This is a genomic window from Mycobacterium appelbergii, assembly GCF_032883035.1.
GTDB classification, from domain to species: domain Bacteria; phylum Actinomycetota; class Actinomycetes; order Mycobacteriales; family Mycobacteriaceae; genus Mycobacterium; species Mycobacterium appelbergii.
The window spans coordinates 132115-147107 of record NZ_JAMQTH010000003.1 but is presented as its reverse complement, the minus strand read 5'-3'; the positions used below and the strand labels follow the sequence as shown (position 1 = coordinate 147107).

The 14993-nt window shown below is 66.8% G+C and carries 15 protein-coding genes; 11 read left to right on the top strand and 4 right to left on the bottom strand.

From position 1 onward, the window contains the following. The 3 genes from rpe to M1247_RS07960 all read left to right on the top strand — a co-directional run bounded on the left by rpe (position 1) and on the right by M1247_RS07960 (position 1919). The gene (gene rpe, locus M1247_RS07970) at positions 1-678 is read left to right on the top strand and encodes a ribulose-phosphate 3-epimerase (RefSeq protein WP_317155754.1); all 678 of its coding nucleotides are present in this window, start codon (positions 1-3) and stop codon (positions 676-678) included. Further along, complete coding sequence (gene ribD / locus M1247_RS07965) at positions 675-1682, top strand: bifunctional diaminohydroxyphosphoribosylaminopyrimidine deaminase/5-amino-6-(5-phosphoribosylamino)uracil reductase RibD (RefSeq protein ID WP_317155753.1); 1008 nt, start codon at positions 675-677, stop codon at positions 1680-1682. The genes rpe and ribD overlap by 4 nt, the downstream gene beginning before the upstream one ends. Positions 1683-1766: 84 nt before the next feature. After that, positions 1767-1919, top strand: coding sequence for a hypothetical protein (locus M1247_RS07960; RefSeq protein ID WP_317155752.1), 153 nt, complete (start codon positions 1767-1769; stop codon positions 1917-1919). 1 nt (position 1920) lies between these two features. Here M1247_RS07960 and M1247_RS07955 read toward each other — a convergent pair whose 3' ends face one another. Both M1247_RS07955 and M1247_RS07950 read right to left on the bottom strand, forming a co-directional pair. Beyond that, positions 1921-3591, bottom strand: coding sequence for an MFS transporter (locus M1247_RS07955; protein ID WP_317155751.1), 1671 nt, complete (start codon positions 3589-3591; stop codon positions 1921-1923). Next, positions 3591-4301 (bottom strand): LppX_LprAFG lipoprotein, encoded by a 711-nt coding sequence (locus M1247_RS07950; RefSeq protein ID WP_317155750.1) that lies wholly within the window; start codon positions 4299-4301, stop codon positions 3591-3593. Before M1247_RS07950 ends, M1247_RS07955 begins: the two co-directional genes overlap by 1 nt. Before the next feature lie 72 nt (positions 4302-4373). Here M1247_RS07950 and M1247_RS07945 point away from each other — a divergent pair, with 72 nt between their 5' ends. The 4 genes from M1247_RS07945 (at position 4374) to M1247_RS07930 (ending at position 7356) form a co-directional block, all read left to right on the top strand. Continuing rightward, complete coding sequence (locus tag M1247_RS07945; RefSeq protein WP_317155749.1) at positions 4374-4973, top strand: riboflavin synthase; 600 nt, start codon at positions 4374-4376, stop codon at positions 4971-4973. Between the two features lie 99 nt (positions 4974-5072). Further along, positions 5073-6416, top strand: coding sequence for a bifunctional 3,4-dihydroxy-2-butanone-4-phosphate synthase/GTP cyclohydrolase II (locus M1247_RS07940; RefSeq protein ID WP_317155748.1), 1344 nt, complete (start codon positions 5073-5075; stop codon positions 6414-6416). Continuing rightward, the gene (gene ribH, locus M1247_RS07935; protein WP_317155747.1) at positions 6413-6895 is read left to right on the top strand and encodes a 6,7-dimethyl-8-ribityllumazine synthase; all 483 of its coding nucleotides are present in this window, start codon (positions 6413-6415) and stop codon (positions 6893-6895) included. Before M1247_RS07940 ends, ribH begins: the two co-directional genes overlap by 4 nt. 8 nt (positions 6896-6903) lie before the next feature. After that, the gene (locus tag M1247_RS07930; protein ID WP_317155746.1) at positions 6904-7356 is read left to right on the top strand and encodes a PH domain-containing protein; all 453 of its coding nucleotides are present in this window, start codon (positions 6904-6906) and stop codon (positions 7354-7356) included. On the opposite strand, the gene M1247_RS07925 is transcribed toward M1247_RS07930, so the two are convergent. Both M1247_RS07925 and ggt read right to left on the bottom strand, forming a co-directional pair. Then, positions 7349-7828, bottom strand: coding sequence for a GNAT family N-acetyltransferase (locus M1247_RS07925; RefSeq protein ID WP_317155745.1), 480 nt, complete (start codon positions 7826-7828; stop codon positions 7349-7351). The two genes, M1247_RS07930 and M1247_RS07925, sit on opposite strands and share 8 nt — an antisense overlap. Continuing rightward, entirely contained in the window at positions 7825-9804 is a 1980-nt protein-coding gene (gene ggt, locus M1247_RS07920; protein WP_317156160.1) for a gamma-glutamyltransferase, read from the bottom strand. The genes M1247_RS07925 and ggt overlap by 4 nt, the downstream gene beginning before the upstream one ends. 57 nt (positions 9805-9861) lie before the next feature. Between ggt and uvrC the strand changes: the two genes are divergently transcribed. Genes uvrC through whiA form a run of 4 tightly spaced genes read left to right on the top strand, consistent with a single transcriptional unit; the run spans position 9862 to position 14915 of the window. Next, positions 9862-11913: an excinuclease ABC subunit UvrC gene (uvrC, locus tag M1247_RS07915; RefSeq protein ID WP_317155744.1), complete on the top strand. Its 2052-nt coding sequence runs from the start codon at positions 9862-9864 to the stop codon at positions 11911-11913. Positions 11914-11956: 43 nt separating this feature from the next. Further along, entirely contained in the window at positions 11957-12883 is a 927-nt protein-coding gene (gene rapZ, locus M1247_RS07910; RefSeq protein WP_317156159.1) for an RNase adapter RapZ, read from the top strand. Beyond that, a complete protein-coding gene (yvcK, locus tag M1247_RS07905; RefSeq protein ID WP_317155743.1) occupies positions 12880-13941 on the top strand; it encodes a uridine diphosphate-N-acetylglucosamine-binding protein YvcK in 1062 nt (353 codons plus the stop codon). The genes rapZ and yvcK overlap by 4 nt, the downstream gene beginning before the upstream one ends. Beyond that, complete coding sequence (gene whiA / locus M1247_RS07900; protein WP_317155742.1) at positions 13938-14915, top strand: DNA-binding protein WhiA; 978 nt, start codon at positions 13938-13940, stop codon at positions 14913-14915. Before yvcK ends, whiA begins: the two co-directional genes overlap by 4 nt. The last annotated feature ends 78 nt before the right edge of the window (positions 14916-14993 follow it).

Below are 14993 nucleotides of genomic sequence, written 5' to 3'. Positions count from 1 at the left end.
ATGGCAGAACCCCTTATCGCGCCGTCCATCCTGTCCGCGGACTTCGCCCGGCTCGCCGATGAGGTCGCCGCGGTGAGCGGCGCCGACTGGTTGCACGTCGACGTCATGGACAACCATTTCGTGCCGAATCTGACGCTCGGTCTGCCGGTGGTCGAATCACTGCTCAAGGCCACCGATCTTCCGATGGATTGCCATCTCATGATCGATGCGCCCGAACGCTGGGCCCCGCCGTACGCCGAAGCCGGCGCCTACAACGTCACCTTCCATGCCGAGGCGACGCAGAACCCGATCGGCGTCGCGCGGGATATCCGCGCGGCAGGCGCCAAGGCCGGGCTCGCGGTGAAACCGGGCACCCCGTTGGAGCCTTACCTGGAGATCCTGCGGGAGTTCGACACCTTGCTGGTGATGTCGGTGGAACCGGGTTTCGGCGGGCAGAAGTTCATCCCGGAGGTGCTGGCGAAGGTCGGCACCGCCCGCCGCCTGGTGGATTCGGGTGAGCTCACGGTGGTGGTCGAGATCGACGGCGGGATCAACGCCGACACCATCGCCGAGGCCGCCGAAGCCGGGGTGGACTGCTTCGTGGCGGGCTCGGCGGTGTACAGCGCGGCCGATCCGGCTGCCGCGGTGATCTCCTTGCGTCAGCAGGCCGCGAACGCGTCTGCACACCTCACGCTATGACCGCTGAACCTGGGGCGATGATGCGGCTTGCCATCGAGCAGGCTCAGCGGGTCAAAGGTGCGACGTATCCCAATCCGCCGGTGGGGGCGGTGATCCTGGACCGCGACGGCGAAGTGGCCGGTGTGGGCGCGACGGCACCGACGGGCGGGCCCCACGCCGAAGTGGTGGCGCTGCGGCGGGCCGGGCAACGCGCGACCGGCGGCACCGCCGTCGTCACACTCGAACCGTGCAACCACCACGGCCGCACCCCGCCGTGCGTGGATGCGCTTGTGGCGGCGGGTGTTTCAACGGTGATCTATGCCGTCGCCGATCCGAACCCGGTCGCCACAGGTGGCTCGGAGAGGTTGGCCGAGCACGGAATTCAGGTCACCGGCGGGGTGCTGACCGACGAGGTTTCCCGCGGCCCGTTACGCGAATGGCTGCACAAGCAGCGCACGGGTTTGCCGCATGTCACCTGGAAGTTCGCCACGAGCGTGGACGGGCGCAGCGCGGCCGCCGATGGCTCCAGTCAATGGATCACCAGCGCCCCTGCGCGCAGCGACGTGCATCGCAGGCGCGCGGCGGCTGACGCGATCGTGGTGGGTACCGGCACCGTGTTCGTCGACGACCCGACACTGACCGCGCGTCTGGCCGACGGCAGTCTGGCGCAGCGTCAGCCGTTGCGCGTCGTGGTGGGGCATCGTGAGGTGTCCCCGGATGCCAAGGTGCTCAACGACGATTCACGCACGATGGTGATCCGCACCCATGATCCTCACGAAGTGATCAAGTCGCTGACCGACCGCACCGATGTGCTTCTGGAAGGCGGGCCGACGTTGGCCGGTGCGTTTCTGCGGGCCGGGGTGGTCGACCGCATCGTGGCGTATGTCGCGCCGATCCTGCTGGGCGGACCGATCAGCGCCGTCGACGACATCGGTGTGCCCAGCATCACCCATGCGCAACGCTGGCAGTTCGACGGGATCGAGCCCATCGGTCCCGATGTGCTGCTCAGTCTCGTGCCAGGCTGAGACCGCCCCGCTCGGTACACTCGTACCAGAAAGCGCGCGTTCGCCGTTGAGTTGCGCCCATGGACCGAGCGAAGGAACACGAGCGTGAGCACTATGCAGGACTGGCTGAACCTCTCACAGGCACCCCGCACCGTCCGATCGTTGATGTGTACGCCGATTCGCAGCGTGCTGCCCAGCCGACGCCCGGCTCCCCGCCAGGAGCCGCCGCGCCTGCGTCGGGGCGTCGAACGCTGCTGAGTCAGGCGTCACCCGGGGCGCGGTGACGTCCCGGGGGCTCCTCGCGGGGCAGGCGGACCGTCTCGGACGGGTCGTGTTCCGGTGGCGTCTGCCGCGGCGCGCCGATCAGCTCGGTCGCGGTGTCGTCGCCGTCGGGCTGCCTGTGCGGGTCGTCGTCCGGATGCTCGTGGCGCCCGCTGATCAGCAGGCCCAGCAGCGCGCCGACGATACACACGATGGCCGCGCTGAGGAAGATGTCGCCGTACATCATCACGTAGGCCTCGCGATACCGCACCGCCTGTGCGGTCAGTTTCTCGGCCAGCGACATGGAGGCTGAGTTGGCGGCGGCTGCCAGCGTTGCCAGATGCTGGTTGAACCGGTAGAAACCCCAGGCGCCCAGCGCCGCGATGCCGATCAACATGCCGATCATGCGGGACACCACCACCGCGGCCGAGGCGATGCCGTGCTCCGCTGCGGGCACCGCCCGCAGCGTCGCCGAGGTCAGCGGACCGATCACCAGGCCAAGGCCCAGACCCACGATCGCCAGGTCGGTGTCGAGCACGGGCAGGGTGAACAGGCCCAAGTCGTGCCGGTCGGCCAGCACATTGACCGACCAGTGCGATACGAGCAGGAACCCGCAGGCCGCGATGATCAAACCGACGAACACGACGAGTCGGTCACCGAATTTGGTAGCCAGCCAGCCGCCGATCAGGGCGCCGATGGGTAGGGCTATCAGGAAGCGCAGCAGCAGGAATGCCGCGTGGTTCTGGTCCTGGCCGAGCACGCCCTGCCCGAACAGTTCAACGTTGACCAGCGTCACCATCAGCGCCGCGCCTGCGCACAACGAGGCGGCCAGCGCCGCCAGGAACGGCCGGAAGCGCACGCCGGCCGGATCGATCAGCCGGGTCTTGGCGACCTTCTCCCAGGCGAAGAAGGCCACCGCTGCCACCAGTGCACCAGCCAGCACGGGCAGGCCCCAGCTGGGCAGTACCTGTTTGCCGTCGGGTTCGGGGTTGTACAGCCCCACGACGGCCAGGCCAAGTGCGATCGCGAGCAGCACACCGCCGACGACGTCGACCTTCTCCGGCGGTTTGTCCTTGTCCTTGGGCGGCAGGCTGAAGTGGATCATCACCATGGCGATGACCGCCAGCGGCACGTTGACCCAGAACACCGCCTGCCAATGGTTGAACAGCCATACCAGCGCGATGCCGTACATCGGGCCGAGCACCGCGCCCAACTCCTGTGCAGCGCCGACCCCGCCGAGTACCCCGGCCCGGTTACGGGCCGACCACAGGTCCGCGGCCAGCGCCAGCGTGACGGGCAGTAGGGCGCCGCTGGCCGAGCCCTGGATCAGCCTGCCGATGACCAGAATCGTCAGGTCGGTGGACAGCGCGGTGACGACCGATCCGATCGCGAACCCCGCCAGACCCACCTGGATGAGCATCTTGCGGCCGAACCGGTCCGACGCGCGGCCCAGCAGCGGCATGGCGGCGATGTAGCCCAGCAGGTAGCCGGTGATGATCGGCGTGACCTTCTGAATCTGGTTGATCGCGATGCCGACGTCTTGCATGATGTCGACGATGATCGTGATCACGACATAGGTGTCGAGAGCGCCGAGCAGCACCGCGAGACTGCCTGCGCTGATCGCGATCTTGCGGTTCCCGCGGGATGTCACCGCGTCAGCGACCCGCATCAGGGAGCGGGCTTGGTGACGGTGACCTGCTTACCCCAGTCCGAGAGCGTCATGGTGACACTGTTGCCGGGCGTGGGCTCCAGCTTTGCCTGCAGCAGCGTGTGATCGCCGTCCTCGGTGATCCATGCGGTGCCCGGGACCGGACCGCTGGCCTTGAGTTGCGGGGCGATCTTGTTGACCGCGTCCGCACTCACGTTTCCGGTCACGCGGACCGCTTCGGTGTCGTTGATCGTTTCGCGACCGTCGGCCTTCGGGTCGGAGAAGTTCGCCAGCAGATTGGCCAGGCCGGTGTCGGGGTTCAGGATCGCCGACATGTCGTAGATGTTGGCTGCCGGTCCGTAATTGGACAGCGGATCACCGGGGGTGAGCGCGGCGTACAGGTCACCGTCGACGACCACGAACTTCGCGTCGGCGATCTTCTGGCCGAAGGCGATCAGGTCCGCGGTGCCCTGGGCGGCCACAGCGGGGGCGTTGGTCAGGTCACCGTCGAGCTTCTCGACGGGCAGACCGTCGATCTTGCCCTGCACCGTCAACAGCAGATGCACGCTCTGCTGGCTCTTGGTGGTCGCGGCGGCCTCCTGGAGAAGGGGGGCGGCCTCGGGTAGCGGGGTGTCCGACTTTTCCGACGACGAGGAACACCCCGCGGTCAGGGCGGCGACGAAAAGAATTGCGAGCAATGACTGGACTGCGAAGCGTGAGCGCGTCTGCATGACAGCATCGTAGATGCTGACGGCGGATAACTGTTTTATGCAAGTCCCCGGCGACTGAATACTCTGGTCGACGTGTTCACCGGAATCGTTGAAGAGTTGGGCGTCCTGGTCGACAGAAAAGACCTGGCCGACGCCGCGAGGTTGACCATCCGCGGGCCGGTGGTCACCGCTGACGCCGGTCATGGTGATTCGATCGCGGTGAACGGGGTCTGCCTGACGGTGGTGGACGTGCTCCCCGACGGCGCGTTCACCGCCGATGTCATGGCCGAGACCCTCAATCGGTCCAGCCTGCAGACGCTCGACGTGGGTAACCGGGTGAATCTGGAACGCGCCGCCGCAGTCAACAGTCGGCTGGGTGGTCACATCGTCCAAGGCCACGTAGACGGCACCGGCAGTGTGATTTCCCGCACGCCTTCCGAGCATTGGGAGGTGGTCAGGATCGGGCTGCCGCCTGCGCTGTCCCGGTATGTGGTGGAGAAAGGGTCGATCACCGTCGACGGGGTGTCACTGACCGTCTCGGCCATCGGAAATGACTGGTTCGAGGTATCGCTGATCCCCACCACGCGCGAACTCACCACCGTGGGGCACGCCCCGGTCGGCGCGACCGTCAACCTGGAGGTGGACATCATTGCGAAGTACGTCGAGCGCTTGATGACCGGCCCCGGTCAGTAAGAGCTGGCAATAACCGCTGGGTTTCGGTGGTTCATACTGGAGTCGAAGACGATGGTTCCGCCAGGGGGACCTGGCACTGGAACAAGCAAGGTGGCGCACATGACCAGGCTCGACTCCGTCGAAAGGGCGATAGCCGATATCGCGGCGGGCAAGGCCGTGGTGGTGATCGACGATGAAGACCGGGAGAACGAGGGCGACCTCATCTTCGCTGCCGAGAAGGCAACTCCCGAACTGGTCGCGTTCATGGTCCGGTACACGTCGGGCTATCTGTGTGTTCCGCTGGACGGCGACATCTGCGACCGGCTGGGCCTGCTACCGATGTATGCGGTGAACCAGGACAAACACGGCACCGCCTACACCGTCACGGTTGACGCGAGAAAAGGTGTGGGAACCGGTATTTCGGCGTCGGACCGGGCGACCACCATGCGGGCCCTGGCTGATCCTGGCGCGATTGCCGACGACTTCACCAAACCCGGTCACGTGGTGCCGCTGCGGGCCAAGGACGGTGGGGTTCTCCGCCGCCCCGGTCATACCGAGGCCGCTGTCGACCTGGCCCGGTTGGCCGGACTGCAGCCGGCGGGCGCGATCTGCGAAATCGTCAGCCAGAAGGACGAAGGCGACATGGCCCGCACTGACGAGTTGCGGGTGTTCGCCGATGACCACGACCTGGCTCTGATCTCGATCGCCGACCTGATCGAGTGGCGCCGCAAGCACGAGAAGCACATCGAGCGCATCGCCGAGGCCCGGATTCCGACCAACCACGGGGTATTCCGCGCGGTGGGCTACAAGAGCATCTATGAGGATGTCGAGCACGTCGCATTGGTCCGTGGCGACATCAACGGGGCGACCGCGGAAAACGGCGCAGACGGCCACGACGTACTGGTGCGGGTGCACTCCGAATGTCTGACCGGTGATGTGTTCGGATCCCGACGCTGTGACTGCGGTCCGCAACTTGACGCGGCGATGGCCATGGTGGCCCGCGAGGGTCGTGGCGTGGTCCTCTACATGCGTGGGCATGAGGGTCGCGGGATCGGCCTGATGCACAAATTGCAGGCCTATCAACTGCAGGATGCCGGTGAGGACACCGTCGACGCGAACCTCAAACTCGGACTGCCCGCCGATGCACGCGATTACGGTATCGGCGCCCAGATCCTGGTGGACCTGGGTATCCGGTCGATGCGGCTGCTGACCAACAATCCGGCCAAGCGGGTGGGTCTGGACGGCTACGGCCTGCACATCATCGAGCGGGTACCGCTGCCGGTGCGGGCCAATGCCGAGAACATTCGGTACCTGATGACGAAGCGGGACCGGATGGGACATGACCTGGTCGGTCTCGATGACTATGACGAAGCGCTGAGCATGGACGATTACGACGAGGCGGTCTACCTGTTGGGGGACCGGCGCCCACCGACCCCGACGGACTCCGACGGGGTCCCCAAATGAGTGGAGGCGCCGGAGTTCCGGATCTGCCACAGATGGATGCCGCCAGTGTGAAATTGGCGATCGTGGCGAGCACGTGGCACACGACGATCTGCGACGCGCTGCTCGACGGCGCGCGTAAGGTCGCCGCCGACGCCGGAATCCCCGAGCCGACCGTGGTCCGCGTACTGGGTGCGATCGAAATCCCGGTGGTGGCACAGGCTTTGGCTGCCACCCATGATGCGGTGGTGGCGCTCGGTGTGGTGATCCGTGGGCAGACACCACATTTCGATTACGTGTGTGATGCGGTCACCCAGGGGCTGACGCGAGTGTCGCTGGACGCCTCGACGCCGGTTGCCAATGGGGTGCTGACCACCGACAACGAGCAGCAGGCGCTGGACCGGGCGGGTCTGCCCACCTCTGTCGAGGACAAGGGCGCACAGGCGGCTGCAGCGGCGTTGTCCACGGCCCTGACATTGCGAGACCTGCGCGTCCGCGCATGACCGGCACGATGTCAGACGCCACCTGGGAGGTTGAGGTCCGGCCGCACCGCACACCGATTTTCGCGTACGGGGCCGCACTGATCATCGTTGCGCTGCATGTCACCGTCGGGGCGCTGTTGAAGATCAAATCGACCGGCGTGATCTTTCAGACTGCCGATCAGGTCGCGATCGCGCTGCTGGGCGTGATCATCGCCGGGGCGGTGTTGATGTTCGCCCGGCCGCGGTTGCGGGCCGGCGCCGCGGGGGTGGCGGTGCGGAACCTTCTCGGCTACAAGCTCATCCCGTGGTCCGAGGTCGTCGGGCTGTCGTTTCCGCAGGGCGCGCGCTGGGCCCGGGTCGATCTTCCGGACGATGAGTACATCCCGGTGATGGCGATCCAGGCCGTCGACAAGGACCGCGCGGTCGACGCGATGGACCGGCTGCGCACGTTGTTCGAACGGTATCGGCCCGACCTCAGCTGACCGTCAGCGTCATCGCCAATTCCCCGTGGGCGGCCGCTGTTTCCGAGTTGGTGATGGTGAACCCGACGCTCTCGTAAATTGCTCGGGCCACGGTGTTGTCGGCGGCGACCCGCAGCCTGACCGTGTGCGCCCGACGTGTCGTGGCCCATTCCACGGCAGCGGTGATCAGGCCATGCGCGAGTCCGCGACCGCGGGCACCCGGATCGAGCCAGAGCGAGTACAGGTAGACGGTCTGCGGGTTCTCCTGCTGGGCGCCGATCAGGCCGACTGCTGCCCCGTCGACAATCGCGGCGAACTGGGCCTGTTCCCGCAATCTTCGACGCCATTGCGCTGAGGTGAATGCCGATTCGCGCAGGTACTGCGGATCGTCGGAGCCGAGGGAATCCCACAGCGCCCGCAGGCGCACCGTGGAGAACACCCGCCAGTCGGCGTCGGTCAGCCGCGCCACCTGCGGGTTCGGCGGTGCGGTCACGTCGGGTCGCCCATCACCAGACCCTCGCGGCGCGGGTCTGCCCCGCCCGTCCAGCCAGGTTCGGTGCGCACGATCGCGGAAAGCCCACTGGACTGGTCGGCCAGATCCACCTGGTGGCCGAGCCGGCGCAGACCCTGGACCAACCGATCGTGGGCTCCGTCGCCGGAGATGTCGATGGCGGGATGCTCACCGCCGACATTCGTTTTGGGCGTGTTGGCGGCACCGAAATCGACCATTGACACGGCCTGTTGAGCATCCAGCCCCCAATCGGTGATGCCGACAACGGTTTTCACCACGAACTGGATGATCACCGAGCCGCCGGGGGACCCGAGCACCGCGTAGAGCGGTCCGCGTCCGGGACCGGCCTTGTCGAAGATCAAGGTCGGGGCCATCGTGCTGCGGGGCCGCTTGCCCGGCTCGACGCGGTTGGCCACGGGAACGCCTTCTGGGCTCAGCGGTTCCGCGGCGAAGTCGGTGAGCTGGTTGTTCAGCAGAAATCCGTCCACCATGTGGAATGAGCCGAATGCGGACTCGATCGTGGTGGTCAGTGACGCCGCGTTGCCGTAGCTGTCGACGACGCTGATGTGGCTGGTGCCGTGCTCGGGTTGTGGGCTCACGGACTCGGAGGGGCCGCCGAAATCCCCGGGTGCAGCGGTGCCCATCGTCTGTTGTTCGGATATCAACGCTGCCCGCCCGGTCAGATACGCAGTGCCGAGCAGGGTGTCGGGTGAGCCGCCGGGCAACGGGACGAAATCGGTGTCGGCGACGTAGCGATCGCGGTCGGCGTAGGCCAACCGCTCGGCTTCGGAAATCAGGTGGACGCCCAGGACTGCGGGGCGGCCACCGTTGCGGTCGACATCGGTGGGCTTGTGGTTGCTCATCGGAAAATGCTCGAGCACGCCGAGGGTGGCGGCCACCGCGATCCCCCCGGACGACGGGGGTGGCATACCGCAGATCTCCCGGCCGCGGTAGGTGCTGCACAGCGGTTCTCGTTGTTTGACGGTGTAGCCGGCGAGGTCCTGTTCGGTGATCACGCCCGGTGTGCGTCCACCGTGGGTGTCGGTGGCCGAGGCCACGATGGCATGGGCGATGTCGCCGGTGTAGAAGGCCTTGGCGCCGTCGGATGCGATGGCGCCCAGTGTTTTCGAGTACGCGGGGTTGGTCAGGCGGGTACCGACGGGTTTCGGGCTGTTGTCCCGGTTCAGCAGGTAGGCGGATGCTGCGGCGTCGAGCCGCAGTTGGGGAGCGGCATCGGTGATCGCGGCGGCCAGGCGCGGGCTGATGTCGAAGCCGCGGTCCGCCATGGACACGGCGGGGTCGAACAATTCGCGCCAGGGTTTCCTGCCGAACTCGCGGTGGACGTCCTCGAGCAGTCGCACGATGCCGGGGACCCCGATCGAACGGCCCGATGCCCTGGCGTCCGGTTTCGGCGCCGTGCGGTCGGTGTCGGAGATCCAGCGCAAATAGTTCTCGGTCGCGGCGGCCGGTGCGGTCTCCCGGCCGTCGTAGGCCCGCACCGAGCCGCTCGCGGCGTCGAAGTACAGCAGGAAGCCGCCGCCACCGATACCGGAGGACTGTGGCTCGACCAGGCCCAGCACCGCCTGTGCAGTCACCAGCGCGTCGGCGGCGGTGCCACCGTCGCGCAGCACCAGGCAGGCGGCCTCGGTGGCGAGCGGGTTGGCGGTGGCGACGGCATATCGCGCGGTGTGCACCGCGACCATGTCGCTGCGGTAGCCGGTCGCGACTTCGGGATTGGTGGACTGGCTCGGCGGTGCCGCCGCCGTGGACGTCGGCCCTGGCGGCGGAGTCGACGGTGGTGAGGCAGCCGGTGTTTTGGGGGTCGGAGTGCCGTTGGACACTATTTCGCAGGGGCCTGCGCCGGCCTCGGCCGGACCTGGCGAGTTGTCACCACACGCGCCGAGGACCATGACGACACCACTGAGCAGGGCGATGATCGATCGCGTGGACGCCAGCATCCGCACGCCTTCGACGGTAGCGGAGATCCGTCGGATCGCGGCAGTAACCTGGAAACCGTGCCTGATCCAGCGACGTACCGGCCGGCGCCCGGATCGATACCTGTGCAGCCGGGTGTCTACCGGTTTCGCGATCCGCACGGACGTGTCATCTACGTCGGTAAGGCCAAGAGCCTACGAAGCAGGTTGACGTCGTATTTCGCGGACGTGTCGGGTTTGGCTCCGCGCACCAGACAGATGGTGATGACGGCGGGCAGTGTCGAGTGGACGGTGGTCAACACCGAAGTCGAGGCGTTGCAGCTGGAGTACAACTGGATCAAGGAGTTCGATCCACGTTTCAACATCCGCTACCGCGACGACAAGACCTATCCCGTGCTGGCCGTCACTCTCAACGAGGAGTATCCGCGGTTGATGGTGTACCGCGGGCCGCGGCGCAAAGGGGTGCGGTATTTCGGGCCGTATTCCCACGCCTGGGCGATCCGGGAAACCCTCGACCTGTTGACCCGGGTGTTTCCGGCCCGTACCTGCTCGGCGGGAGTGTTCAAGCGGCACAATCAAATCGACCGGCCCTGCCTGCTCGGTTACATCGACAAGTGCTCGGCGCCGTGCACGGGAAGGGTCAGCGCCGCCGAACATCGTCAGATCGTGATGGACTTCTGTGATTTTCTTGCGGGCAAGACCGACCGGTTGGCTCGCGATATGGAACAGCAGATGACCGCTGCTGCCGAACAGCTGGATTTCGAGCGGGCGGCTAGGCTGCGGGACAATATCTCTGCGCTCAAGCGGGCGCTGGAAAAGCAGGCCGTGGTACTCGGGGACGGCACCGACGCCGATGTGGTGGCATTCGCAGACGACGATTTGGAGGCGGCCGTCCAGGTCTTTCACGTCCGTGGCGGCCGGGTTCGCGGTCAACGGGGCTGGATAGTCGAGAAATCCGGCGATCCAGAGCAATCCGGTCAGGAACACCTGGTCGAGCAGTTCCTGACGCAGTTCTACGGTGATCAGGCCGAACTCGGCGGTGCGGCTGACGAGGCTTCCAATCCGGTGCCACGGCAGGTGTTGGTCCCGGTGCTGCCGCCGAACGCCGACGAGCTGGCGACCTGGCTGTCGGGACTGCGCGGGTCACGGGTGGCGGTGCGCGTCCCGGTGCGCGGCGACAAGCGGGCCCTCGCCGAGACGGTGCAGCGCAATGCGTACGAGGCGCTTGCGCAGCACAAGCTCAGGCGGGCCGGTGACTTCAACGCGAGATCGGAAGCACTGCAGAGTATTCAGGACTGCCTCGGGTTGGCGGATGCGCCGCTGCGGATCGAGTGCGTCGATATCAGCCATGTCCAGGGCACTGATGTGGTGGCTTCCCTGGTGGTGTTCGAGGACGGGTTGCCACGCAAATCCGACTATCGCCACTACGCGATCCGGGAGGCAGCCGGAGAGGGGCGCTCCGATGACGTGGCGTCGATCGCCGAGGTGACCCGACGTCGGTTTCAGCGGCACGTGGCTGACCGCGAACACACGGAAACAGTTGCGGAGCAACGTCCGCGCCGCTTCGCCTACCCACCCAATCTGTTCGTGGTGGACGGCGGGGCGCCTCAGGTCAACGCCGCGGCGGCCGTTCTCAAGGAACTCGGCGTCGACGACGTCGCGGTGATCGGATTGGCCAAACGGCTCGAAGAGGTGTGGGTCCCGGCCGAACCGGATCCGGTGATCTTCCCGCGCAACAGTGAGGGGTTGTACCTGTTGCAGCGCGTGCGCGATGAGGCGCACCGGTTCGCCATCAGTTATCACCGCAGCAAACGCTCCAAACGAATGACCGCGTCCGCGCTCGATTCGGTACGCGGGTTGGGTGAGCATCGACGCAAAGCGTTGGTGACGCATTTCGGATCGGTGGCCCGGCTCAAGGAGGCCACAGTGGAGGAGATCACGGCCGTGCCGGGTATCGGGGTGGCGACGGCGAGGGCTGTACTCGAGGCGCTCGGCGGCGGGCCGCCAATCGAGCAGGCGGGCGGGCCGCCAATCGAGCAGGCGGGCGGGCCGCCGATCGAGCACATCGGCCCTTCCGATTCAGGGGCGGCCGCAAGCGATATCGAGGATGATCGACACAGGGTCTCGGGATGACAGGGTCGTGGATGAGCGTTTGCGGGTGGCAGGCGGTCGACGCATGACCGGGGGGCTGCATGAGAACGGCCCGGGCAATGGCCTGGCCGGCGGGGCGGAAAGCGAATCCGATATCGATGTCGTCCTGGTGACCGGGTTGTCGGGTGCGGGACGTGGCACTGCTGCCAAAGTGCTGGAGGACCTGGGCTGGTATGTCGCCGACAACCTGCCGCCGGAGTTGATCGCGCGCATGGTGGAGCTGGGTTTGGCGGCCGGGTCCCGCATCACCCAGTTGGCGGTGGTGATGGATGTGCGCTCGCGTGGTTTCACCGGTGATCTCGACTGGGTGCGCAATGATCTGGCCACCAAGAACATCACGCCGCGGGTGTTGTTTCTGGAAGCTTCCGACGACATTCTGGTGCGGCGTTATGAGCAGAACAGGCGCAGTCACCCGTTGCAGGGCAACCAGACGCTGGCCGAGGGGATCGCCGCCGAGCGGGCGCTGCTGGCGCCGATCCGTGCGGTCGCGGACCTCGTCATCGATACCTCGAAGCTGCCCGTACCGGCGCTGCGCGAGAGTATCGAGCGGGCTTTCGGTGGCGAAACCGTTGCGTACACCAATGTCACGGTGGAGTCATTCGGTTACAAGTACGGGTTGCCGATGGACGCCGACACCGTGATGGATGTGCGGTTTCTGCCCAATCCGCACTGGGTCGACGCGTTGCGTCCGCACAGCGGTCAGCATCCGGATGTCCGTGAATATGTCCTCGGTCAGCCGGGGGCGCTGGAGTTCCTCGACACCTACCATCGGCTGTTGGATGTGGTGATCGATGGATACCGTCGGGAGGGGAAACGCTATATGACCGTCGCCATTGGTTGCACCGGCGGCAAACATCGCAGTGTGGCGATCGCCGAAGCGCTGGCGGATCGGTTGGAGGGTAGTGACGGGTTGACGGTGCGGGTGCTGCACCGGGATCTGGGCCGCGAATGAGCCCGCGGATCGTTGCGCTCGGGGGCGGGCACGGGCTCTACGCCACATTGTCGGCTGCTCGTCGGCTAACCCCGCATGTCACCGCTGTGGTCACCGTCGCCGATGACGGTGGTTCGTCGGGGCGGTTGCGCGGGGAACTCGATGTGGTACCACCGGGCGATCTGCGAATGGCTTTGGCCGCGTTGGCATCTGACAGCCCGCATGGAAGACTGTGGGCAACCATCATTCAGCACCGGTTCGGGGGCAGTGGCGCGCTGGCCGGCCATCCGATCGGGAATCTGCTGCTCGCCGGCCTCAATGAGGTGTTGGCCGAGCCGGTCGCCGCGCTCGACGAGTTGGGGCGCATCCTCGGCGTGAAAGGGCGGGTACTGCCGATGTGTCCGATCGCGCTGCAGATCGAGGCCGACGTCGCGGGGCTCGAATCGGACCCCCGGATGAGCCGGGTGATCCGCGGACAGGTGGCCATCGCGACGACGGTCGGTAAGGTGCGGCGCGTCCGGTTGCTGCCGGGAAATCCGCCGGCCACGCGCCAGGCAGTCGAGGCGATCATGCACGCTGACCTGGTGGTGCTCGGTCCCGGATCATGGTTCACGAGCGTCATTCCACATGTACTTGTGCCGGAATTGGCGGCCGCGTTGAAGGCCACCCCGGCGCGGCGCGCGCTGGTGCTGAACTTGGCCGCGGAACCGGGCGAGACCGCGGGCTTTTCAGCCGAGCGGCACATCCATGTGCTGGCCCAGCACGCACCTGAGTTCACCGTCCATGACATCATCGTGGACGCCAGTCGGGTGCCGAGCGACCGCGAGCGGGAGCAACTCAGTCGTACGGCAAACATCCTGGAGGCCCGCGTCGAGTTTGCTGACGTCTCCAGACCTGGTACACCTTTACATGACCCGGCGAGGTTGGCCGCGGCCTTGGAGGGCGTCCGCATGCGGGCGATGGAGCCTGATCGGACGATGCAGGAGCCCACTGTTCCCGCACCTGCTGCCAGGTCGGCCGACGCCCAGCGTCAGGCGCCGACACCGAACAGATCGAGAGGGGACGATCCGTGGCGATGACAGCCGAGGTGAAAGACGAGCTGAGTCGGCTTGCGGTCAACACCGTGAGTGCTCGCCGAGCCGAGGTGGCGTCCCTGTTGCGCTTTGCCGGAGGGCTGCACATCGTCGCCGGCCGGGTCGTGGTGGAGGCCGAGGTGGATCTCGGCATCATCGCGCGCCGGCTGCGCAAGGACATTTACGATCTGTACGGCTACAACGCGGTGGTGCATGTGCTTTCGGCCAGCGGGATCCGAAAGAACACCCGCTATGTGGTGCGCGTTGCCAATGACGGCGAAGCACTCGCCCGGCAGACGGGTCTGCTCGATCTGCGCGGGCGTCCGGTGCGTGGGTTGCCCGCGCAGGTGGTCGGCGGGACTGTGGCCGACGCGGAGGCTGCCTGGCGGGGAGCGTTTCTGGCGCACGGCTCGCTCACCGAACCGGGACGCTCGTCGGCGCTGGAGGTCAGCTGTCCGGGGCCGGAGGCGGCGCTGGCCCTGGTAGGCGCGGCTCGGCGGCTCGGCGTGAGCGCCAAGGCCAGAGAGGTACGGGGCGCGGACCGGGTCGTGGTGCGCGATGGTGAGGCGATCGGAGCGCTGCTGACCCGGATGGGTGCCCAGGACACCCGGCTGACCTGGGAAGAGCGCCGGATGCGTCGCGAAGTGCGGGCCACCGCCAACCGGCTGGCCAACTTCGATGATGCGAATCTGCGCCGTTCGGCGCGTGCCGCGGTGGCAGCGGCCGCCAGGGTGGAACGTGCGCTGGCCATCCTCGGCGACGGGGTACCGGATCATCTGGCCGCTGCGGGCACACTCCGTGTGGAGCACCGGCAGGCTTCGCTGGAGGAGTTGGGGCGGCTCGCGGATCCGCCGATGACCAAAGATGCTGTGGCCGGGCGCATCAGGCGGCTGTTGTCGATGGCAGACCGTAAAGCCAAGCAGGACGGCATCCCTGACACCGAATCGGCCGTGACGCCAGACCTTCTCGACGACGCGTAAGCTCCGGCCGGGCAGCGGCGTGCCCGGCTGACGCTGCCGGGAGGGCTGCGCTGGGTGGCCGAGATTGAACCGCAATCT